This window comes from Sphingomonas citricola (genome assembly GCF_019429535.1).
In the GTDB taxonomy this organism is placed as follows: Bacteria; Pseudomonadota; Alphaproteobacteria; order Sphingomonadales; family Sphingomonadaceae; genus Sphingomonas; species Sphingomonas citricola.
This window is the reverse complement of the sequence record NZ_JAHXZM010000001.1, coordinates 693385-712731: the sequence shown is the minus strand read 5'-3', so window position 1 is coordinate 712731 and position 19347 is coordinate 693385. Positions and strand designations below refer to the sequence as shown.

Sequence of the window (19347 nt, the reverse complement as noted above, 5' to 3'; positions counted from 1 at the left end):
GGCTTGAACAAGCGACGACAGTCAGGGTTGCAGTGCTGTCGTAAAGCCGTCGTTCCGAATGATTACTAACAAAGCGTGACGCGACGACTGCATCCGGCTGCGGCAACGACATCGTACGGCGCGCGATATGTGCCCGCCACAATCATACCTGCCCGGCCTATCGCATCCGCAGTCGTGCCGAACCTCCCCGTTTTCGCGCTTGCCCCTTTTGTCCCGTTCCGTTTCGGCGACGCAGCGGTTAGGCGCGCGATGATGAACGATCCCACCACGATCCGCCGGCTCTACGGACGCCGGCAAGGCCATGTATTGCGCGCGGGACAGGCTGCGCTGGTCGACGAGATGCTGCCGCGTGTCGCGGTGCCGGCCGATGGCCCATTGTCCGCCGAACGACTGTTCGGCGACGAACGCGGGTTGCAGGTCGAGATCGGTTTCGGCGCGGGCGAGCACCTCGCCGAGCAAGCGAAGGCCGCGCCCGACACCGGCTTCATCGGTTGCGAGCCGTTCCTGAACGGCGTCGTCGGCGCGCTCGGTCACATTCGCGATGGCGGACTGGACAACGTTCGTGTCCACATGGGCGATGCGCTCGACGTCATCGAGCGGTTGCCCGACGCCAGTCTCGACCGCGTATACCTGCTCCATCCCGATCCCTGGCCCAAGGCGCGCCATGCCAAGCGGCGGATGATCAACCACGGACCGCTCGACCTGATCGCCGCCAAGCTGAAGCCGGGGGCTGAATTCAGGCTCGGCACCGACGACGAGATCTATTGTCGCTGGGCGATGATGGTCATGAATCAGCGCCGCGACTTCGCGTGGCAAGCGAGCAGCCCGCGCGATTTCCTGACGCGCCCCGACGATTGGCCCGAAACCCGCTACGAGCGCAAGGCCCGGCGGTACGGGCACGAGGTCTGGTATTTCCGTTACCTGCGCGTCTGACAGGGTCACGGTTCCCGGGTGAGCGGCCGTTGCGCCGCTCACCCCCCCTTGCGTTGCCGGTCTGACCGGCGACATCCTCCTCGCGCGCATTATTATGGCTTGCGGCTGAGACGACCGCCTAGACGAGCGCGAGGCCAAAAAAAAGGCCGGGGAGACCCGGCCTGTGAAGTTTTTAGGAGAGGATGCCTGAAAGGCCCGAACCTTCTGCAACGCAGCAGCGATCAACGCAAGTGCAATGTCACCGCTGTCAGAATGCAGATTATGCAACCGCCTCGTTTGCGCTGCTAACGTCTCGCAGAAGCAGCATCGCGTCGGCAACGATCCGAGCGGTAAACGACGTTGTCCCAGTCGCGCTCCCACTTTTTGCGCCACGCGAACGGGCGCTCGCACACCGGGCAGATTTTCGTCGGGAGGTTGACCTTCTTGTGCGCCATCGCCCCCCAACGCGCAAAGGTCAGTCGAGGTTCGGCCGCAGCAATCGCGTCGCGCGGTCGCGGTCGACGCCCAGGCGCTGCGCGTAATCCTCGAGCTGGTCCTCGCCGATCCGCGCAACCCCGAAATACTCGGCCTGCGCGTGACCGAAATAGAAGCCGCTGACCGCGGCGGTCGGCAGCATCGCGTAGCTCTCGGTCAACTCAAGCCCGACGTTCGCCTCTGCGTCGAGCAGGTCGAACAGCGTCCGCTTCAACGAATGTTCCGGGCACGCCGGATAGCCGGGGGCGGGACGGATACCGCGATATTGTTCGCGGATCAGCGCCTCGTTGGTCAATTGCTCACCGCTCGCATAACCCCACAAGTCGGTGCGGACATGCTGGTGCAGCCGCTCGGCGAACGCCTCCGCCAGCCGGTCGGCGAGCGCCTTCAGCAGGATGTCGTTATAGTCGTCGTGCGCCGCCTTGTACGCGGCGAGGTGCGGCTCGATGCCGTGGATGCCGACCGCGAAGCCACCGATCCAGTCGCCGGCGGGATCGATGAAATCGGCGAGGCACATATTGGCGCGACCTTCGCGCTTGGCGATCTGCTGGCGCAGGAACGGCAGCCGCGTCGAATGTTCGTCGCGCCGGTCGAGGTTGGGAACGCTGAACCCCGGGGGGATCGCGCCGCCGTCGGGACTGCGATGCGCCTCGGCATGGCGATCGTGCACCCACACGTCGTCGTCGTGGCGGTGGCACGGCCACAGTCCGGCGACGCCGCGCGCGGTCAGCCAATTCTCCGACACGATGCGGTCGAGCATCGCGCGTGCGTCTTCGTACAGACCCGTCGCGCTCTCGCCGACGATCTCGTCCGACAGGATCGCCGGGTAGGTGCCGGCGAGTTCCCACGCACGGAAAAACGGCGTCCAGTCGATATAACCGACCAGATCGGCGAGATCCCAGTCGTCGAACACGTGAACGCCCGGCTGTTTCACCGCGGGGGCCTTTAACGCCATATCCGCCTTGAACCCGCGGCGACGTGCCTCGGCGAGCGGTAGCAGCGCGTTCTGACCCTTGCCCTCGCGCGCATCGCGAACCGCCTGATAGTCGGCGGCGACCTGCGCGACATAGGGGTCGCGCTGCGTATCCGACACGAGCGTCGTCGCGACCCCGACCGCGCGGCTGGCGTCGAGCACGTGGACGACCGGCCCCTTGTACGCGGGCGAGATACGCAGCGCGGTATGGACCTTGCTCGTCGTCGCGCCTCCGATCAGCAGCGGCATCGTCATGCCGCTGCGCTGCATCTCTTCCGCCACCGTCACCATTTCGTCGAGCGAGGGCGTGATCAGCCCGGACAGCCCGATCATGTCGGCGTCATTCTCGTTCGCGGCCTCGAGGATCTTCGACCACGGCACCATCACGCCCAGATCGACCACCTCGAAGCCGTTGCACTGGAGCACGACGCCAACGATGTTCTTGCCGATGTCATGGACGTCGCCCTTGACGGTTGCCATCACGACCCGGCCCTTCCCCTTCGCCCCCGGCTCCTTCGCCGCCTCGATGAAGGGGAGCAGGTGCGCGACCGCCTTCTTCATCACGCGCGCCGATTTGACCACCTGCGGCAGGAACATCTTACCCGACCCGAATAGGTCGCCGACGACGTTCATCCCGTCCATCAGCGGCCCCTCGATCACCTCGATCGGGCGCGCGAACTGCTGCCGGCATTCCTCGGTATCGTCGACGACGTGCGCGTCGATACCCTTGACCAGCGCGTACTCGAGCCGCTTGGTCACAGGGAGCCCACGCCACTCCGCCGCCTGCTTTTCCGCGACCGCGTCGGTACCGCGATAGCGTTCGGCGAGCGCGACCAGCCGGTCGCCGGCCTCGGGGTCGCGGTTGAGCACCACGTCCTCGCACGCGGTGCGTAGTTCGGGGTCGATCGTGTCGTACACGTCGAGCTGCCCCGCGTTGACGATCGCCATGTCCATGCCCGCGGGGATCGCGTGGTAGAGGAACACCGAGTGCATCGCGCGGCGCACCGGCTCGTTGCCGCGGAAACTGAAGCTCAGGTTGGAAAGCCCGCCCGAGATATGGACGTGCGGGCAGCGCGCCTTGATCTCGCGCGTCGCCTCGATGAAATCGACGCCGTAGTTGTTGTGCTCCTCGATCCCGGTCGCGACCGCGAACACATTGGGGTCGAAGATGATGTCCTCGGGGGGGAAGCCGATGCCGGTCAGGAGCTTGTAGGCGCGCTCGCAGATCTCGACCTTGCGATCCCTGGTATCAGCCTGCCCCGTCTCGTCGAATGCCATAACGACCGCGGCGGCGCCGTAGTTCATGCACAGTCGCGCGTGGTGGAGGAATGCCGCCTCGCCTTCCTTCATGCTGATCGAATTGACGATCGGCTTGCCCGACACACATTTCAGCCCGGCCTCGATCACCTCCCACTTCGAGGAATCGATCATGATCGGCACGCGCGCGATGTCGGGTTCGGCCGCGATCAATTTGAGGAACGTGGTCATCGCCTCGAGCGCGTCGAGCAGGCCCTCGTCCATGTTGACGTCGACCACCTGCGCGCCGTTCTCGACCTGGCTTCGCGCCACCTCGACCGCGCGAGTATAGTCGCCCGCCATGATCATCTTCTTGAACGCCGCCGATCCGGTGACGTTGGTGCGCTCGCCGACGTTGACGAAATTGGCGGAGGTGTTGGTCATCGTGCCTTCTCTTTCCTCCCCGGCACGGGGAGGGGGACCGTGCGAAGCATGGTGGAGGGGGGTCGCCGCAAGGAGAGCGATCGCGGCGCTCCCCTCCACCAGCCTGCGGCTGGTCCCCCTCCCCGTTCCGGGGAGGATCAATCACGCCGCCATGAAGAACGGCTCCAGCCCGGCGAGCCGCGTGCGGACCGGCGGCACCGGCACCGCGCGCGGCGCAAGGCCGCGCACGCCTTCCGCGATCGCCGCGATATGCGCGGGCGTCGAGCCGCAGCAGCCACCGAGCACATTGACCTGGCCTGCCTCGGCCCACTGCCCGACCAGCCCCGCGGTCGTCGCCGGCGCCTCGTCGTAGGCGCCCAATTCATTGGGCAGCCCGGCGTTGGGATAGACCATGATCAGCGTATCGCAGATCTCCGACAGCGTCTTGACGTGGGGGCGGAGCTGCTCGGCACCGAACGAGCAGTTGAGCCCGATCGTCAGCGGCCGCGCGTGACGCACCGCGTGCCAGAATGCCTCAACGGTATGCCCCGACAGATTGCGCCCCGACAAATCGGTTAACGTCATCGACAGCATGATCGGCAGGTCGCGCCCGAGCGCCGCACCCGCCTCGATCGCCGCCATCACCCCCGCCTTGGCGTTCAGCGTGTCGAACACGGTTTCGATCAGCACGAAGTCCGCGCCACCCTCGACCAATGCGTCGATCTGCTCGCGGTACACGTCCTTCAGATAATCGAAGTCGATCTCGCGGTAGCCGGGATCGTTGACGTCGGGTGACAGCGACAGCGTCTTGTTGGTCGGCCCGACCGCGCCCGCGACGAAGCGCGGGCGCCCATCCTTGGCGGTGAACTCGTCGGCGATCGAGCGCGCCAGCCGCGCGCTCTCGACGTTGATCTCACGCACCAAGCCTTCGGCACCGTAATCGGCCTGGCTGATGCGGTTGGCGGAGAAGGTGTTGGTCTCGGCGATATCCGCACCCGCCTCGAAATAGGCGCGGTGGATCGCGGCGGGCACCTCGGGCTTGGTGAGCGCGAGGATGTCGTTGTTGCCCTTCTGATCGTGACCGAGCGCCAGCGTGCCGGCGTAATCGGCCTCCGACAGTTTCCAGTTCTGGATCTCGGTCCCGAATGCGCCGTCGGTGATCAGGATGCGTTTTGCGGCTTCCGCGTTGAAGATCTCGCGCACGCTCACATCGCCGAACCCGCTCATGCCGCCGCCCTTGCCTCGCCCGCGTTCCCTGCGCGAACGCCGAGCAGGTGGCAGATCGCGAAGCTCAGCTCGGCCTTGTTCATCGTGTAGAAGTGGAATTGCTTCACCCCGCCCGCGTAGAGCTTGCGGCACAGTTCGGCCGCGACGGTCGCGGCGACGAGCTGGCGCGCGGCTGGACGATCGTCCAGCCCCTCGAACAGCCGCGTCAACCACGCGGGCACGTCGGTCTGGCACATCGCCGCCATCCGCATCACGCCCGCGACGCTCGCGATCGGCATAATGCCGGGGACAATCTCGGCGTTGATGCCCGCTGCCGCCGCCGCGTCGCGGTAGCGGAAGAAGGTATCGGGCTCGAAGAAGAATTGCGTGATCGCGCGGTTCGCGCCGGCGTCGATCTTGCGCTTGAGGTTGTCGAGATCGGCCGCGGCGTCGCTCGAATCCGGGTGACATTCGGGATAGGCCGCGACCGATATCTCGAACGGGTGCAACCGCCGCAGCCCCGCGACCAGCGCCGCCGCATTCTCGTACCCGCCCGGATGCGGGGCGTAGCCGTCCGCCCCCGCAGGTGCGTCACCGCGGAGCGCGACGATATGGCGTACGCCCGCCGCCCAATATTCCTGCGCGATCGCGTCGAGTTCCTCGCGCGTCGCCTCGACGCAGGTGAGGTGCGCGGCCGCCGGCACGTCGGTCTCGCGCGCGATCCGCGCCACGGTCGCGTGGGTGCGATCACGCGTTGATCCACCCGCGCCGTAAGTGACCGAGAGGAAGCGTGGCGCAAGCGGCTGAAGCGTCGCGATCGACTGCCACAACACCTCCTCCGCCTTGTCGGTCTTGGGCGGCGAGAATTCGAAACTCACGTCGATATCGCCGCCGACATCGGCGTAGAGCGGGCCGTCGTGCGCCAGCACCGCTTCGTTCACCTGCTTGGTCATGCCGCTTTCACCTCGCCTGCGCGCCCCGCCGCCTTGCGACCGAGCCACAATTTCACCGTCAGTTCGCCGCCCTCCAGCGTTTCGACCCGTGCCGGCATCAGCCCGGCGGCAGCGAACCAGCCCTCGATCTGCGCGTCGGAGAAGCCCAATCGCGTGTGCGCGTCCTGCGTCCGCAATTCCTCACGGTCGTGGGGCGCGAAATCGGCGATCAGCAATCGCCCGCCCGGTGACAAGACACGCGCCGCCTCCGCGATCGCCGCACCCGGCTGCTGCGCGAAATGGAGTACGTGGTGAAGGATCGCGACGTCCGCGCCGCCATCGGCGAGCGGCAGTGCGTAGAGATCAGCCTGGCGAAGCTCGGCATTGCCCAGCCCCTGCTCGCCCAGCTTCGCGCGCGCCAGCCGCAGCATTTCCGAGCTGCGATCGATGCCGAGCGCGGTCGTCGCCGCACGGGCGAACAGCTCGATCATCCTGCCCGTGCCGGTGCCGATATCGATCAAGCGCCCGATCGGCTCGCCCGCCAGCACGCGGACCATCGCTGCCTCGACCTGTTCCTCGGCGATGTGGAGCGAGCGGATCGCGTCCCACTCACGCGCGTGGCTCTCGAACCATCCCGCCGCCGCCGCGGCTCGATCGGCGCGCACCGCCGCGAGCCGCGCCCCATCAGCGCTTGCCTGCCGGTCGGGCGCACCCGCCTCCCACGCGTCGAGCGCGGCGAGCACGGGCGTGACGCGTGCCTCGTCGCCGAGGGCCACGAAGACCCAGCTACCTTCCTTGCGACGTTCGGCGAGCCCCGCGTCGGTCAGGATCTTGACGTGGCGGCTGACGCGCGGCTGGCTCTGCCCCAGCACCTGCGCGAGTTCGCCGACCGACAATTCCATCGCGCGCAGCAGGCAGACGATCCGCAGCCGCGAGCTGTCGGCAAGGGCACGAAAGATGTCGAGCGCGGCGTCCATGACCTCAAGATATAAAGATATCTTTATATGCGGTCAACGAACTCCTGCGCCGGAGCCAAGCGGGGGTGATCGGCGTTGGCGCGGTCGAACAACGATAGGGGACCGGACATGAAGCTCGTCATCGCCGTCGCCGCCGCGGCGCTCTCGCTGGCGGCGTGCAGCCAGAAGGCACAGAACGAGAGCGCCGAGGCCGCGAACGCCGTCGCCGCCGACACCAGCGCGACGACCGCCAATGCGGTCAACGACGTGCAGGCGGCGAGCGACGCCGCGTTGGACCGCGCCGCCAATTCGATCGATCGCGCGGGCAATGCCGCCGCCAACACCGCGGACGCGGCCGGCGACGCGACGGGCAACGCCCTGACCAAGACCGGCAACGCGATGCGCCGTTGATGCGCCGGATCGCCGCGGCGGCGCTCGCGGCGGCGGCTATCGGCGGGCTAGCCGCCTGCTCGTCGCCCGACCAGCCCGGACAGCTGACCGCCGATCAGGACGCGCGCCTCAACCGCGCGGCGGAGATGCTCGATGCCAACAGCGTCGCGCTGGAGGACGAGCCCGACACCATGACCGTGGAGAACGACCAATGACCGACCTTCGCCGCTTGGGCGCATCTGACCTGAAGATCGCACCGCTGGTACTGGGTGGCAACGTATTCGGCTGGACCGCAGACCGCGACGCGAGCTTCGCGGTGCTCGACGCCTTCGTCGACGGCGGCGGGACGATGATCGACACCGCAGACGTTTATTCCGCCTGGGTGCCTGGTCACAGCGGCGGCGAATCGGAGACGATGATCGGGGAGTGGCTGCGCGCGAGCGGCAAGCGCGATCGCGTCCAGATCGCGACCAAGGTCGGCATGCTGCCGGGCGACGGCGGCGAGAAGCTCGCGCCCGCACGGATCGCGGCTGCATGCGATGCCTCGCTCCAGCGGCTCGGCACCGACCATATCGACCTGTATTTCGCGCATCAGGACGATGAGGCGACCCCGCAGAACGCGGTCGCCGAAGCGTTCGCCAAGTTGGTCGAAGCGGGCAAGGTTCGGGTCCTCGGCGCATCCAATTTCCACGCCGCGCGGCTGAAGTCGGCGATCGAGGGCGCACGCGCCGCCGGGTTGCCGCATTACCAGGTGCTCCAGCCCGAATATAATCTCATCAGCCGCACCAAATTCGAGGGCGAGCTGCAAGATTATTGCGTCGAGTTCAACATTGGGGTCGTGCCCTATTACGGGCTCGCCTCCGGCTTCCTCACGGGCAAGTATCGCTCGTCCGATGATCTGAAGAAGAGCGTGCGTGGCGGGCGGATGACCGACCTGCTCGAGGGCAAGGGTCAGGCGATGCTCGCCGCGATGGACGGCGTTGCGGGGGAGACCGGCGCGACGCTGGCGCAAATCGCGCTCGCGTGGCTCATCGCGCAACCCGGCGTCACCGCGCCGATCGCGAGCGCCACCTCGGCGGAGCAGATCGCCGATCTGCTGCCCGCGATGGACCTGCGCCTGACCGACGAGCAGCTTGCCCGGCTGACCGACGCGGACGTCTGAGGCAATACGGCGGCGTTTACTGCGCCGCCGTCACCTGCGCCGCGGCCGCATCGTCGACGATCGGCAGAAACACCGCGCTCGCCTGCGTACCGCCCCAGGTCACGCGCTGCGTCGCCACCTTGTAGTCGCCGGGCCTCGCATTGAAGATATTGGGCACGAACGTCTGCGGATTGCGGTCGTAGAGCGGGAACAGGCTCGATTGCACCTGCACCATGATGCGGTGGCCCGGCAGGAACACATGGTCGACGTTCGGCAACGCGAACCGGTAGTTTTCGACCCGGCCGGGTGTCAGCTTCGCGGGTGTCGCGCGACCGTGGACGTAGCGGCCGCGGTAGATCTCGATCCCGATCGGCAGCTGATAGCCGGTCATCGCAGGCTTCGATCCCTGAGCCGCGGGCTCAGGCAGCGTGTCGGGATAGACGTCGATCACCTTTACCACCCAGTCGCTGTCGCTGCCGGTCGTTGCGGCGAACAGACTGACCTCCGGCGCCCCCATGATGTGGACGGGCTTGTCGAGCGCGGGGGTCTGCCAGTCGACGACGTCGGGTCGCCCGGTGACGAAACGCTGGTCGCGTACCAGCCACGTCTTCCACTGGTCACCGTTGCCGATGTCGATCGGGCGCGGCAGGAACGGCACCGGGCTGGCGGGATCGGACACGTAGCTTGTGCTCCCCGCCCCCGCGGGTTTCGCGAACGACGCGGTGCCGTTCGCGCCGAGGTAGAGCGGCGTCAGCGTCCCCATCGGCCATTTGGGCGACACCTGCCAGCGGTTCGCGCCCGTCGCATAGGTCAGCACCGGCGGGATCGCGGCGGGCGTGCCGCGCAGATAATGGTCGAAGAACGGCTTCATATATTGCTGACGGAATTGCAGCGCGGTGTCGCCGTTGAACGTCAACGCGCCCAGCTCGTAACCGTAATGATTGACGCCCGAATGCCGCCACGGCCCGATCACCAGCGACACCATGTTGTTAGCCTTATCCTTGGGCTCAAGCGCCGCGTAGACCGCGGGCGCGCCGTAGCTGTCTTCCTGATCCCATTGCCCGACCACCAGCATCGTCGGCACCGTCAGCGGGCGCGCCGCCATCCATTTGTCGACCGCCTGCAACGACCAGAAATCGGTATAGGCCGGGTTCTCCATCACCTTGCGAACGGTGGGATAACGCTCGATCCCCCACTTGCGCGCGTAGTCGCCGATCGACCCGGCATTCAAGTAGGTGGTGTAGTCGTCCCCTGCCCCGCGCGCGATCTTCGCGCCCGCATCACCGTGGCCCGTGCTCATCTCGACCGCGTAATCGAGCGTGCCCACGCGAAACGCGCCATTGTGGAAATCGTCGTCGCCGACCCAGGTGTCGACCATCGGGCTCTGCGGCATCGCGGCCTTGAGCGCAGGGTGCGGGTTGATCTCCGCCATCAGCGTGGTGAACCCCAGGTAGCTGCTGCCGATCACGCCGACCTTGCCGTTCCCCTCGGGGACGTTCTTCACCAGCCAGTCGATCGTGTCGTAGGCGTCGGTCGATTCGTCGATCCCGGTCGAGTTGAGCGGCCCGGACAACGGCCGCGTCATGACGAACTGCCCTTCCGAATGATGCATCCCGCGAATGTCCTGGTAGACGCGGACGTAGCCGTCATCGACGAACTCCGCGTCCATCACCGGCAGGATGTCGACCAGCCGCTGGCTCGCCGTCCGCGCGGTCGATCCCGCTGCATCGTAGGGCGTGCGCGACAGCAGGATCGGGCCGTTACGCGTGCCCTTCTTCATCAGGATGACGGTGTACAGCCTGGTCCCGTCGCGCATCGGCACCATCACCACGCGCTTGATATAATCGGCCTGCTCGCGGACCTGATCGTAGGAGGCCACGACGTCGGGGGTCATCGCCGTCACGCGGTCCTGCGCATGGGCGACGGTAGCGGTGGACAGCGCGAGCGCGGCGAGCGTGAGGCGTGGCATCATGACGCAGGCGTATCGCGTCCCCACCGGCCCCGCAACGCGGCGATGAACGACTTGGCGACACAATTGTTTACACGCGCGAACTGAACCGGGAACCACGACGCTGTCCGACCTCACCGCACGTATCCGCGACAACATCGTCCTCTTCGGCGCGCTCGCCGCGAACCTCGGCATCGCGGTCGCCAAATTCGTCGCCGCCGGCATCACCGGCTCGTCGTCAATGCTGACCGAGGGCGTCCACTCGGTGGTCGACAGCGGCAATCAGGTTTTGCTGCTCTACGGCCAGAAACGCGCCAAGCGGCCGGCGGACGCGGCGCACCCGTTCGGGTACGGACGCGAGCTGTATTTCTGGGCGTTCGTAGTCGCGATCCTCATCTTCGCGATCGGCGCGGGCGTGTCGGTCTACGAGGGGTATCTCCACATCGTCGAGCCTGAGAATCTGACCGATCCGACGATCAACTACATCGTCATCGCGGTGTCGCTCGCGCTCGAGGGATCGTCGTGGTGGATCGCTCGGCGCGAGTTCAAGCAATCGAAGGGCGATCTCGGTTGGTGGGAAGCGGTGCACCAATCGAAGGACCCCGCCGGCTTCATCGTGCTGTTCGAGGATTCGGCGGCGCTCGCCGGCCTCGTCATCGCGGCGGTCGGTGTGTGGGCGAGCCACGCGCTCGGCGATCCCCGCATCGACGGCTATGCCTCGATCGCGATCGGCGGCGTGCTGGGCATCGTCGCGGTGCTGCTGGCGCGCGAAGCGAAGGGGCTCCTGATCGGCGAGCGTGCCGACCCGGAGGTGATCGCGCGGGTGCGCGAGGCGGTCGAGGCGCACCCGGCGATCACCGCGGTCAATCACGTCCGCACGATCCACACTGCGCCCGACAGCATCTTCGTTGCGATTAGCGCCGATTTCGATGACAAGCTGACCATGGGAGAAGGCGAGACGATGATCGAGCAGATCGAACAGACGCTGAAAAAGGCCGAGCCGCGCCTGTCTTCGATCTATATCCGCCCCGAAAAGACGAGCGACGCAATCACCGACGGAGCCGCAGCGCGATGACGCCGATTAAGCGGCTGGCCGGAGCGATCGGCGCGCTGGTGCTGCTCGTCACTGCACTGCCCGCACAGGCAGCGGTGACGATCACCTTCTGGAATCGCGATTTCGGTAATTACTTTCCGCACGCCTTCTTCATGCTGCGCGGCGCGCCCGATCGCGGCGGACCGGCGGTCGACGCGAGCTACGGCTTCACCGCGCAATCGGTCACCCCTGCGCTGCTGTTCGGCAACGTGAAGGGGCGCGTCGAGACGCCCAAGCTCAATTACATGAACGGCAGCCACGTCCGCTTCGCGGTCACGCTGACCGACGCGCAATATGACGCGGTGCTCCGCCTGATCGCAGGCTGGAGCGAGAAGACCGGGAACAGCACGTACAATCTGGGCAAGCGCAACTGCGTCCATTTCGTGCGAGAGGCCGCGCGGACGATCGGCCTCGGCGGGCTCGACCATCCCAAGCTGATAAAGAAGCCCAGCAGCTTTCTGCTCGCCGTGGAGAACGCGAATGTGGGGCGTGTCACCGTGATCGAGAAGGTCGGCAAGGACTATCTCGCCTCACTGCCCACAATCGACGGCGTGCGCCCGATCGACGCCCCCGTCTCCGACCCGGGGACGATGAAGGGCAAGCCCGACACCGAATAAGCGACGAGCGTCAGGCGGGGACCAGATCGAGCACGTCGAGCGTCGATTCGAACGCCGGATAAGGTTGCGCCAGTCGCCACCGCGCCGGGCCGATCCGCTCGATCCAGCCCGCGACGTCGCGCGTCGCGTCGCGGCCGTAACGCATCGCGCTTCGCTCATCGCCGAGCGCGACCGTGCCGAGGAACACCGCACGCGTCGTGTCATGCGGATAGACGATCCCCACGACGCGCTGCGATCCGGTGAGTTTGCTGAGCATCACCCCCGCGCCATCGGTCGCGACACGGCACCGAAAGAACGGGTAAGCGACGAAATCGACCCCGCCCGCGCCCTTCGACCCCAGCTTGATCGTCCGGCACCGATAGTCGCCCGCGGGCGGTATCGGATCGCGCAGCGCTGCGTCATAGGCGTAGAGCGACGGGTCCGCGTCGATGCTGCCGCCTGCCCCGCCGCCGCGCGCCTTGCCCAGCGCCGCGATCCAGGCGGTGCGCCATTCGCGCAAGCGCTGGCGGTCGGCAATTGTCGCCACCGCGCGCCAGTCACGAGGCTCATCGCTTGCCACCGCCACGGGCACCTCCGCCACCGATCGCACCGGCGTTCCGCCGTCCTTGCCCCCGCATCCGCCGAGCAGCGAAAGCGTCATCGCGGCAGCGGCAAGCCGCATGCCCCTCACGCCGCGGTCCAGCCGCCGTCCGCCGACAAATTGGCGCCCGTAATCGCCTTCGCTTCCTCGCGGCACAGGAACAGCGCGAAGGCGGCAACCTGTTCGGGGGTCACGAACTCCTTGGTCGGTTGCGCAGCGAGCAGCACGTCGTTCATCACCTGCTCGCGCGTCATGCCCCGCGCCTTCATCGTGTCGGGGATCTGGCTCTCGACCAGCGGTGTCCAGACATAGCCGGGCGAGATGCAATTGACCGTGATGCCGTGCGTCGCATTCTCGAGCGCGACCGATTTGGTCAGCCCGGCGACGCCGTGCTTGGCGGCGACATACGCCGACTTGTTGGGGCTCGCGACCAGGCTGTGCGCGCTCGCGGTCGTGATGATCCGCCCCCAGCCCTTTTCGCGCATCAGCGGCACCGCGGCGCGCATCGCGTGGAACACGCTGGACAAATTAATGGCGATGATCGCGTCCCATTTCTCTGTCGGGAAATCGTGGACCGGGGCGACATATTGGATGCCGGCGTTGTTGACGAGGATGTCGGGACCACCGAATTCGGCGTGCGCCCGCGCGACCATCGCCGCGATTTCATCCGGCTTGGTCATGTCGGCACCGTCGTGCAGCGCGCGCGCGCCGCTCGTCGCCTCGATCTCGCGACGTGCCTGCTCGATCGCATCCGCCTCGCCAAAGCCGTTCAGCATCACGCTCGCGCCCTCCGCCGCCAACGCGCGCGCGATCGCGAGCCCGATCCCCGACGTCGAACCCGTGACGATCGCGCTCTTACCCTTCAGGAACATGCCCATCTCCTCTTGGTCGACCTGCATCGGCCACTAGCCGGGCCGTTGCAACCCGGAGGCCGCCACGGGGTTCATGCCGCAACAGCAACGATTGCACGGGGGGCAGGCCATGCGGCTCGACGATTACGACAACGATATCGACGTCGGCGATGCCACGTCGCGTGGCGGCTTTGGCGGCGGTGGCGGTGGGCTGCTCTTTGGGCTGTTGCCGCTGATCGGCAGCCGCTTCGGCTGCGGCGGCATCGTCGTCGTGCTGATCCTGATGGCGGTGTTCGGCGGCGGCCTTGGTGGGCTCGGCGGCATCCTCGGCGGCGGCGGCAGCGCGCCGTCGACGCAGGTCGGCCAGCAATCGGGTGGCGGCAGCGTTCAGCAGGTGTGCAACGCCAGCACCGAGCGTCGCGCGACGTGCAATGCGTTCAGCAACGTCGAGAACACGTGGGAGCAGATCTTCGCCGCGTCGGGGCAGCGTTTCCGCGCGCCGGGTCTGCGCTTCTTCACCGCGGAGGGCCGTTCGGGCTGCGGCGCGGCGCAGAGCGCGATGGGGCCGTTCTACTGCCCTACCGACAGCGACATCTACCTCGACACCGGCTTCTTCAACGAGCTGACCAACCGCTTCAAGGCGCCCGGCGACTTCGCGCAATATTACGTTGTCGCGCACGAATTCGGCCACCACATTCAGAACCTGCTCGGCACGTCCGACAAGGTGCAGCAGATCCAGCGCAGCAGCAGCGAAACCGAGGGCAACGCCGCCTCGGTCCGGCTCGAATTGCAGGCGGATTGCTACGCCGGTGTCTGGGCGGCGAAGAACCGCGATCGGCTGGAGGCCGGCGACGTCGAGGAAGGAATGCGTGCGGCGCAGGCGATCGGCGACGACACGCTGCAGCGCGAGGCGCAGGGCCGCGTCGTGCCCGACAGCTTCACCCACGGAACCTCGGCGCAGCGCCAGTTCTGGTTGCGCAAAGGGCTGGAAAGCGGCGACTCTGCGGCGTGCGACACCTTCTCGGGCGCGATCTGAACGAAAAACGGGCGGGACGCACCAGCATCCCGCCCGTTGATCGGCAGAGGACTATGAGCCCGGTGCGTCCAGCGCGCCGGGCTCATCCAGTCTCAGATGCGGCGATCACCCACGTAGGCGAACAACAGGTCGGCATCGTTCGACGCGTGGAGTTTCTCGGACCCGGTGACCGTCACGCACTCGCCCGCCTTCCACGCGACCCCAGCGACGACACCCTCGCCCTTGATCGGCACCAGCCAGCCGGTCTTGCCTTCGGGCAGCGCGATCTGCCGATCGCCGCCGGTCCAGCGTTCGAGCACGAACTTCGGACCTTCGACCAGGATGGTACGACCGGGTTCGATCTCGCCCGGCGCGCTCGGCGGGGTCCACGGCGTCAGCTCGGCAACCGCGATGCCGTCATCGAGGTGAAGTTCGCGCGGGCGACCGTAATCGTAGAGCCGATAGGTCGTGTCCGAATTCTGCTGCACCTCGATCAGCGTCAGTCCCGCGCCGATCGCGTGGATCACGCCCGAGTGCGAATAGAAGAAGTCGCCCTTTGTCACCGGCTTCCAGTCGAGCTTGTGCTCGATCGATCCGTCGAGCGCGCTCTCGCGCAGCTCGTCCGCGGTCATCGGCGCGAGTGGGCCGATCGCGATCGTCGAGTCGGGCTCGGCGTCGAGGATTGTCCAGCATTCGTCCTTGCCACGCGGCAGCCCGCGCTTTTGTGCCTCCTCGTCCGACGGGTGATCCTGCACCGACAATTTCTCGCTGGTGAAGAGATATTTGATTAGGAGCTCCGATTCCTCGGGATGCGGCGACTGGAACCACACCTCGCCGATCGGCTCGCCAGCGGGCGCGGGATCGGGGAAGCCGGGATAAAGCGTGTGCCGGCCCCACGGCTTCTCGACGCGCTTGGTGGCAAGCAGGGTGGCGGGCATGGGAACTCCTGTCTGATCGTAAGGTGCGGAACAACGCGCGCGGTAACACGTCCGTTGCGCAACGCGAGTGCAAAGAACCGATCCGCGGGCGTCATGCAAAAGCCGTTGTTCGGACGCGTTCGCTTGCGCTAAGGCCATCGGCGATGCGTACCCTTCCCGTTCGTGGCCTCGCCGCTCGTGGTCTGCCAATCGCGCTGATCGCCGCGCTCGCGCTCCCCATCGCTGGTTGCGCGCGCAACCGCGCCGGCAGCGACCTGCCCTATGTCGCGCGCGACGTCGGCACGTTGTATACCTCGGCCAAGACCCGGCTCGACCAGGGCCGATACAAGGAAGCCGCGGCGCTGTTCGACGAGGTGGAGCGTCAGCATCCCTATTCGGTCTGGGCGCGCCGCGCGCAGTTGATGGGTGCGTTCAGCTATTATCTCGCGCGCGACTATACCAACGCGATCCAGGGTGCGCAGCGCTTCCTGTCGGTCCACCCCGGCAACCGTGACGCGCCTTACGCCTATTACCTCGTCGCGATGAGCTATTACGAGCAGATCAGCGACGTCACGCGCGATCAGAAGATCACGACGCAAGCGCAGGATTCGCTCGGCGAACTGGTCCGCCGTTATCCCAACACGCGGTACGCGGCCGACGCGCGGCTGAAGCTCGACCTCGTGCGCGATCACCTCGCGGGCAAGGAGATGGAGGTCGGTCGCTTCTACGAGCGGCGGCGCCAGTGGCTGTCCGCGACGCTGCGCTTCCGCAAGGTGATCGACGAATATCAGACGACGACGCATGCGCCCGAGGCGCTGATGCGGTTGACCGAGACGTATCTGGCGCTCGGCGTGCGCAACGAGGCCGAGAAGGCCGCCGCCGTGCTCGGCGCCAATTATCCCGGCTCCGACTGGTATCAGCGCGCGTACAAGCTGATGCGCGAATATCCCTCGACCGCGATCACCCCACTCGCGCCGGGCGCGCAGGTGGTGCCGCCGGGCACGCGCACGACGACCGTCGCGGGCGAGGCGACGACCAGCGTGCCGGCAAAGGCCGATGCGCCCAACGCGGTCACGCCGGCGACCACCGGCGGCGATCCCGCGGGCACCCTGCCGCCCGACACGACCTCGCCCGCCAATACCCCCAATCCGACGTCGAGCACGCCGACCCCGTAAGGGGGCTGACATGCGCGTCCGCGGAACAAAAAGGGTAACTTCGCGCCCGATCTGCGCTAAAGGCGTTGGCGACCTATGCTGACCGCCCTTTCCATTCGCGATGTCGTCCTGATCGAAGCGCTCGACCTTGAGTTCGGCGACGGGCTCGGCGTGCTGACCGGTGAGACGGGTGCGGGCAAATCGATCCTGCTCGATTCGCTCGGCCTCGCGCTCGGGCGGCGCGGCGATAGCGGCTTGGTGCGCCACGGTGCCGCGCAGGCGAGCGTCACCGCGACGTTCGACGCGCCCGCGGGCGTCGATGCGGTGCTCGAGGAGAATGGCATCGACGCTGAACCAGGCGAGCCGCTGATCGTCCGCCGCATCGTCAAGGCGGATGGCGGCAGTCGCGCGTTCGTCAACAACCAGCCCGCCTCCGCCGCGCTGCTGCGCGAGATCGGGCAGATGTTGGTCGAGATCCACGGGCAACATGACGACCGCGGGATGCTCGCCCCGGCCGGCCACCGCGCGCTGCTCGACGCGTTCGCGCGCGCCGACGTGGCGAAGGTATCCGCGGCGCACGCCGCGTGGCGCGCCGCCGCTACCGCGCTCGAGGACGCGCAGGCCGAAATCGCGACCGCGCAGCGCGATCGCGAATGGCTCGAACACGCGGTCGCCGAGCTCGACAAGCTCGCCCCCGAGCCCGGCGAGGAGGAAGCGCTCGCCGAACGCCGCCGCGGCATGCAGCGCGCGGAAAAGATCGCCGACGATTTGAACGACGTGACCGCCCACGTCGGCGGCCGCGACGGCGCGATGACGCAATTGCGCCAGGCCGCGCGCGTGCTCGAACGCATTGCGGAGGATCACTCCGCGCTCGCAGAGGCGCTCGCGGCGATCGACCGCGCGGTGATCGAGGGTGCGGTCGCCGAGGAGAAGCTGCGCGACGCCGCCGCCGCGCTGACGCACGATCCGCGTCAGCTGGAGGAGGACGAGGCGCGCCTGTTCGAGCTGCGCGCGATGGCGCGCAAGCACCGCGTCCAGCCCGACGATCTCGCCGCGCTCGCCGATCGCCAGCGCGCGCAGCTCGAACGGCTCAACGCCGGCGAGGAAGGTCTGGCGGGGCTCGACGCGCGGGTCGAAAAGGCGCGCGCCGCTTACGTCGCCGCCGCCGACGCGCTGACCAAGCAGCGTACCGCCGCGGCGAAGCGGCTCGACACCGCGGTCGCGGGCGAGCTCGCCCCGCTCAAGCTCGACGCTGCGCGGTTCCGCACGATCGTCGCCCCGCTGGGCGAAGGCGAATGGTCGCCCGCCGGACGCGACCGCGTCGAGTTCGAGATTTCGACCAACCCCGGCGCGCCGTTCGCCCCGCTCGCCAAGATCGCAAGCGGCGGCGAGCTGTCGCGCTTCATTCTCGCGCTCAAGGTCGCGCTCGCGCAGCAGGGCGGCGCCGCGACGATGATCTTCGACGAGATCGACCGCGGTGTCGGCGGTGCGGTGGCCAGCGCAATCGGCGACCGGCTCGCGCGGCTGGCGACGCGCGCACAATTGCTCGTCGTCACGCACTCGCCGCAGGTCGCGGCGCGCGGCGCGGCGCATCTGCTGATCGCGAAGAGCAACGACGGCAAGGTCACGCGCACCGGTGTCCGCCCGTTGTCGGCGAGCGAGCGCCGCGAGGAGATCGCGCGGATGCTGTCGGGCGCGACCGTCACCGACGAGGCGCGCGCGCAGGCGGAACGACTGCTCGAACCCGCCTGAGCGCCGCGCCCGCCCCGGCTCAGCGCTCGCTCAGATAATAACGGTCGATCGCGTTCAGATCGTTGTCGAGTTCGTAGACGATCGGCTGGCCGGTCGGGATTTCCAACCCGGTGATCTCGTCGTCGGGAATGTTGCTCAGGTGCTTGACCAGCGCGCGCAACGAATTGCCGTGCGCGGAGATCAGCACGCGCTGCCCGTCCTCCAACGCGGGCGCGATCCGCTCGTCCCAATAGGGCAGGACGCGGGCGATCGTGTCCTTCAAACTCTCGGTCGCGGGCACGTCGATGCCGGCGTAGCGGCGATCGGCCGACAGGTCGTACTCGCTTCCCGCCTCCATCACTGGGGGCGGTACGTCGAAGCTGCGGCGCCAGATATGGACCTGCTCGTCGCCGTGGCGCGCCGCGGTCTCCGCCTTGTCGAGACCGGTCAGACCGCCGTAGTGACGCTCGTTCAGCCGCCAATGCTTCTCGACCGGCAGCCACAACCGCCCCATCGCCTCGAGCGCGAGATTGAGCGTCTTGATCGCGCGCGTCTGCAGGCTGGTGAAGGTCTGATCGAAATCGAGCCCCTTAGCCGCCATCAATTCGCCCGCCGCGCGCGCCTCGGCCGCGCCCTTTTCGGTCACGTCGACGTCCCACCATCCGGTGAAGCGGTTCTCCAGGTTCCACGACGACTGGCCGTGGCGGATAAGGACGAGCGTGGGCATGATAGACCTCTCTTCGGGGTACCGCGCGGGTGGCGGCCGTCCCGCACGCG

General features: G+C 67.4%; 19 protein-coding genes. 9 read left to right on the top strand and 10 right to left on the bottom strand.

The window, feature by feature from the left end; all coding sequences use genetic code 11:
• Positions 1–252 precede the first annotated feature (252 nt).
• The gene (gene trmB, locus KZ810_RS03625) at positions 253–933 is read left to right on the top strand and encodes a tRNA (guanine(46)-N(7))-methyltransferase TrmB (RefSeq protein ID WP_219767595.1); all 681 of its coding nucleotides are present in this window, start codon (positions 253–255) and stop codon (positions 931–933) included.
• A 284-nt stretch (positions 934–1217) separates the two neighbouring features.
• On the opposite strand, the gene KZ810_RS03620 is transcribed toward trmB, so the two are convergent.
• The 5 genes from KZ810_RS03620 to KZ810_RS03600 all read right to left on the bottom strand — a co-directional run bounded on the left by KZ810_RS03620 (position 1218) and on the right by KZ810_RS03600 (position 7154).
• The gene (locus KZ810_RS03620; protein WP_219767594.1) at positions 1218–1367 is read right to left on the bottom strand and encodes a DUF2256 domain-containing protein; all 150 of its coding nucleotides are present in this window, start codon (positions 1365–1367) and stop codon (positions 1218–1220) included.
• Between the two features lie 20 nt (positions 1368–1387).
• Complete coding sequence (gene metH / locus KZ810_RS03615; protein WP_219767593.1) at positions 1388–4060, bottom strand: methionine synthase; 2673 nt, start codon at positions 4058–4060, stop codon at positions 1388–1390.
• 141 nt (positions 4061–4201) lie between these two features.
• Positions 4202–5266, bottom strand: coding sequence for a homocysteine S-methyltransferase family protein (locus KZ810_RS03610; protein WP_258044325.1), 1065 nt, complete (start codon positions 5264–5266; stop codon positions 4202–4204).
• Positions 5263–6198 (bottom strand): methylenetetrahydrofolate reductase [NAD(P)H], encoded by a 936-nt coding sequence (gene metF, locus KZ810_RS03605; RefSeq protein ID WP_219767592.1) that lies wholly within the window; start codon positions 6196–6198, stop codon positions 5263–5265. The genes KZ810_RS03610 and metF overlap by 4 nt, the downstream gene beginning before the upstream one ends.
• A complete protein-coding gene (locus KZ810_RS03600) occupies positions 6195–7154 on the bottom strand; it encodes an ArsR/SmtB family transcription factor (RefSeq protein ID WP_219767591.1) in 960 nt (319 codons plus the stop codon). The genes metF and KZ810_RS03600 overlap by 4 nt, the downstream gene beginning before the upstream one ends.
• Positions 7155–7262: 108 nt before the next feature.
• Between KZ810_RS03600 and KZ810_RS03595 the strand changes: the two genes are divergently transcribed.
• From KZ810_RS03595 to KZ810_RS03585, 3 genes are read left to right on the top strand one after another with little or no spacing between them, the layout of a single operon-like run.
• A complete protein-coding gene (locus KZ810_RS03595; protein ID WP_219767590.1) occupies positions 7263–7544 on the top strand; it encodes a hypothetical protein in 282 nt (93 codons plus the stop codon).
• Positions 7544–7738 carry a hypothetical protein gene (locus tag KZ810_RS03590; RefSeq protein WP_219767589.1) on the top strand — a complete coding sequence of 65 codons (195 nt, stop codon included), beginning with the start codon at positions 7544–7546 and terminating at the stop codon, positions 7736–7738. Before KZ810_RS03595 ends, KZ810_RS03590 begins: the two co-directional genes overlap by 1 nt.
• Positions 7735–8685, top strand: a complete 951-nt coding sequence (locus KZ810_RS03585; protein WP_219767588.1) for an aldo/keto reductase — start codon at positions 7735–7737, stop codon at positions 8683–8685. The genes KZ810_RS03590 and KZ810_RS03585 overlap by 4 nt, the downstream gene beginning before the upstream one ends.
• Positions 8686–8701: 16 nt before the next feature.
• Here KZ810_RS03585 and KZ810_RS03580 read toward each other — a convergent pair whose 3' ends face one another.
• Positions 8702–10636, bottom strand: a complete 1935-nt coding sequence (locus tag KZ810_RS03580; RefSeq protein ID WP_219767587.1) for a CocE/NonD family hydrolase — start codon at positions 10634–10636, stop codon at positions 8702–8704.
• A gap of 100 nt (positions 10637–10736) precedes the next feature.
• On the opposite strand from KZ810_RS03580, the gene KZ810_RS03575 reads away from it, so the two are divergent.
• Together KZ810_RS03575 and KZ810_RS03570 are read left to right on the top strand one after the other, a co-directional pair.
• The gene (locus tag KZ810_RS03575; RefSeq protein ID WP_219767738.1) at positions 10737–11687 is read left to right on the top strand and encodes a cation diffusion facilitator family transporter; all 951 of its coding nucleotides are present in this window, start codon (positions 10737–10739) and stop codon (positions 11685–11687) included.
• A complete protein-coding gene (locus KZ810_RS03570) occupies positions 11684–12322 on the top strand; it encodes a hypothetical protein (RefSeq protein ID WP_219767586.1) in 639 nt (212 codons plus the stop codon). Before KZ810_RS03575 ends, KZ810_RS03570 begins: the two co-directional genes overlap by 4 nt.
• Before the next feature lie 10 nt (positions 12323–12332).
• On the opposite strand, the gene KZ810_RS03565 is transcribed toward KZ810_RS03570, so the two are convergent.
• A complete protein-coding gene (locus KZ810_RS03565) occupies positions 12333–12983 on the bottom strand; it encodes a DUF4893 domain-containing protein (RefSeq protein ID WP_219767585.1) in 651 nt (216 codons plus the stop codon).
• Between the two features lie 5 nt (positions 12984–12988).
• Entirely contained in the window at positions 12989–13774 is a 786-nt protein-coding gene (locus KZ810_RS03560) for a 3-hydroxybutyrate dehydrogenase (protein WP_219767737.1), read from the bottom strand.
• Between the two features lie 109 nt (positions 13775–13883).
• Here KZ810_RS03560 and ypfJ point away from each other — a divergent pair, with 109 nt between their 5' ends.
• Positions 13884–14789: a KPN_02809 family neutral zinc metallopeptidase gene (gene ypfJ, locus KZ810_RS03555; RefSeq protein WP_219767584.1), complete on the top strand. Its 906-nt coding sequence runs from the start codon at positions 13884–13886 to the stop codon at positions 14787–14789.
• A 92-nt stretch (positions 14790–14881) separates the two neighbouring features.
• Here ypfJ and KZ810_RS03550 read toward each other — a convergent pair whose 3' ends face one another.
• On the bottom strand, positions 14882–15706 hold the full coding sequence (locus tag KZ810_RS03550; protein ID WP_219767583.1) for a class I mannose-6-phosphate isomerase: 825 nt from the start codon (positions 15704–15706) through the stop codon (positions 14882–14884).
• A gap of 143 nt (positions 15707–15849) precedes the next feature.
• On the opposite strand from KZ810_RS03550, the gene KZ810_RS03545 reads away from it, so the two are divergent.
• Both KZ810_RS03545 and recN read left to right on the top strand, forming a co-directional pair.
• Positions 15850–16860 carry an outer membrane protein assembly factor BamD gene (locus KZ810_RS03545; RefSeq protein ID WP_219767582.1) on the top strand — a complete coding sequence of 337 codons (1011 nt, stop codon included), beginning with the start codon at positions 15850–15852 and terminating at the stop codon, positions 16858–16860.
• A gap of 75 nt (positions 16861–16935) precedes the next feature.
• The gene (gene recN / locus KZ810_RS03540) at positions 16936–18591 is read left to right on the top strand and encodes a DNA repair protein RecN (protein ID WP_219767581.1); all 1656 of its coding nucleotides are present in this window, start codon (positions 16936–16938) and stop codon (positions 18589–18591) included.
• Between the two features lie 19 nt (positions 18592–18610).
• Here recN and gpmA read toward each other — a convergent pair whose 3' ends face one another.
• Positions 18611–19297 (bottom strand): 2,3-diphosphoglycerate-dependent phosphoglycerate mutase, encoded by a 687-nt coding sequence (gene gpmA, locus KZ810_RS03535; protein ID WP_219767580.1) that lies wholly within the window; start codon positions 19295–19297, stop codon positions 18611–18613.
• Positions 19298–19347: the final 50 nt, after the last annotated feature.

Excerpts from the sequence above, each read along its gene's own strand:
- trmB (WP_219767595.1), top strand. The coding sequence starts at position 253 with ATGAACGATCCCACCACGATCCGCCGGCTCTACGGACGCCGGCAAGGC.
- KZ810_RS03620 (WP_219767594.1), bottom strand. The coding sequence starts at position 1,367 with ATGGCGCACAAGAAGGTCAACCTCCCGACGAAAATCTGCCCGGTGTGC.
- metH (WP_219767593.1), bottom strand. The coding sequence starts at position 4,060 with ATGACCAACACCTCCGCCAATTTCGTCAACGTCGGCGAGCGCACCAAC.
- KZ810_RS03610 (WP_258044325.1), bottom strand. The coding sequence starts at position 5,266 with ATGAGCGGGTTCGGCGATGTGAGCGTGCGCGAGATCTTCAACGCGGAA.
- metF (WP_219767592.1), bottom strand. The coding sequence starts at position 6,198 with ATGACCAAGCAGGTGAACGAAGCGGTGCTGGCGCACGACGGCCCGCTC.
- KZ810_RS03600 (WP_219767591.1), bottom strand. The coding sequence starts at position 7,154 with ATGGACGCCGCGCTCGACATCTTTCGTGCCCTTGCCGACAGCTCGCGG.
- KZ810_RS03595 (WP_219767590.1), top strand. The coding sequence starts at position 7,263 with ATGAAGCTCGTCATCGCCGTCGCCGCCGCGGCGCTCTCGCTGGCGGCG.
- KZ810_RS03590 (WP_219767589.1), top strand. The coding sequence starts at position 7,544 with ATGCGCCGGATCGCCGCGGCGGCGCTCGCGGCGGCGGCTATCGGCGGG.
- KZ810_RS03585 (WP_219767588.1), top strand. The coding sequence starts at position 7,735 with ATGACCGACCTTCGCCGCTTGGGCGCATCTGACCTGAAGATCGCACCG.
- KZ810_RS03580 (WP_219767587.1), bottom strand. The coding sequence starts at position 10,636 with ATGATGCCACGCCTCACGCTCGCCGCGCTCGCGCTGTCCACCGCTACC.
- KZ810_RS03570 (WP_219767586.1), top strand. The coding sequence starts at position 11,684 with ATGACGCCGATTAAGCGGCTGGCCGGAGCGATCGGCGCGCTGGTGCTG.
- KZ810_RS03565 (WP_219767585.1), bottom strand. The coding sequence starts at position 12,983 with ATGCGGCTTGCCGCTGCCGCGATGACGCTTTCGCTGCTCGGCGGATGC.
- KZ810_RS03560 (WP_219767737.1), bottom strand. The coding sequence starts at position 13,774 with ATGTTCCTGAAGGGTAAGAGCGCGATCGTCACGGGTTCGACGTCGGGG.
- ypfJ (WP_219767584.1), top strand. The coding sequence starts at position 13,884 with ATGCGGCTCGACGATTACGACAACGATATCGACGTCGGCGATGCCACG.
- KZ810_RS03550 (WP_219767583.1), bottom strand. The coding sequence starts at position 15,706 with ATGCCCGCCACCCTGCTTGCCACCAAGCGCGTCGAGAAGCCGTGGGGC.
- KZ810_RS03545 (WP_219767582.1), top strand. The coding sequence starts at position 15,850 with ATGCGTACCCTTCCCGTTCGTGGCCTCGCCGCTCGTGGTCTGCCAATC.
- recN (WP_219767581.1), top strand. The coding sequence starts at position 16,936 with ATGCTGACCGCCCTTTCCATTCGCGATGTCGTCCTGATCGAAGCGCTC.
- gpmA (WP_219767580.1), bottom strand. The coding sequence starts at position 19,297 with ATGCCCACGCTCGTCCTTATCCGCCACGGCCAGTCGTCGTGGAACCTG.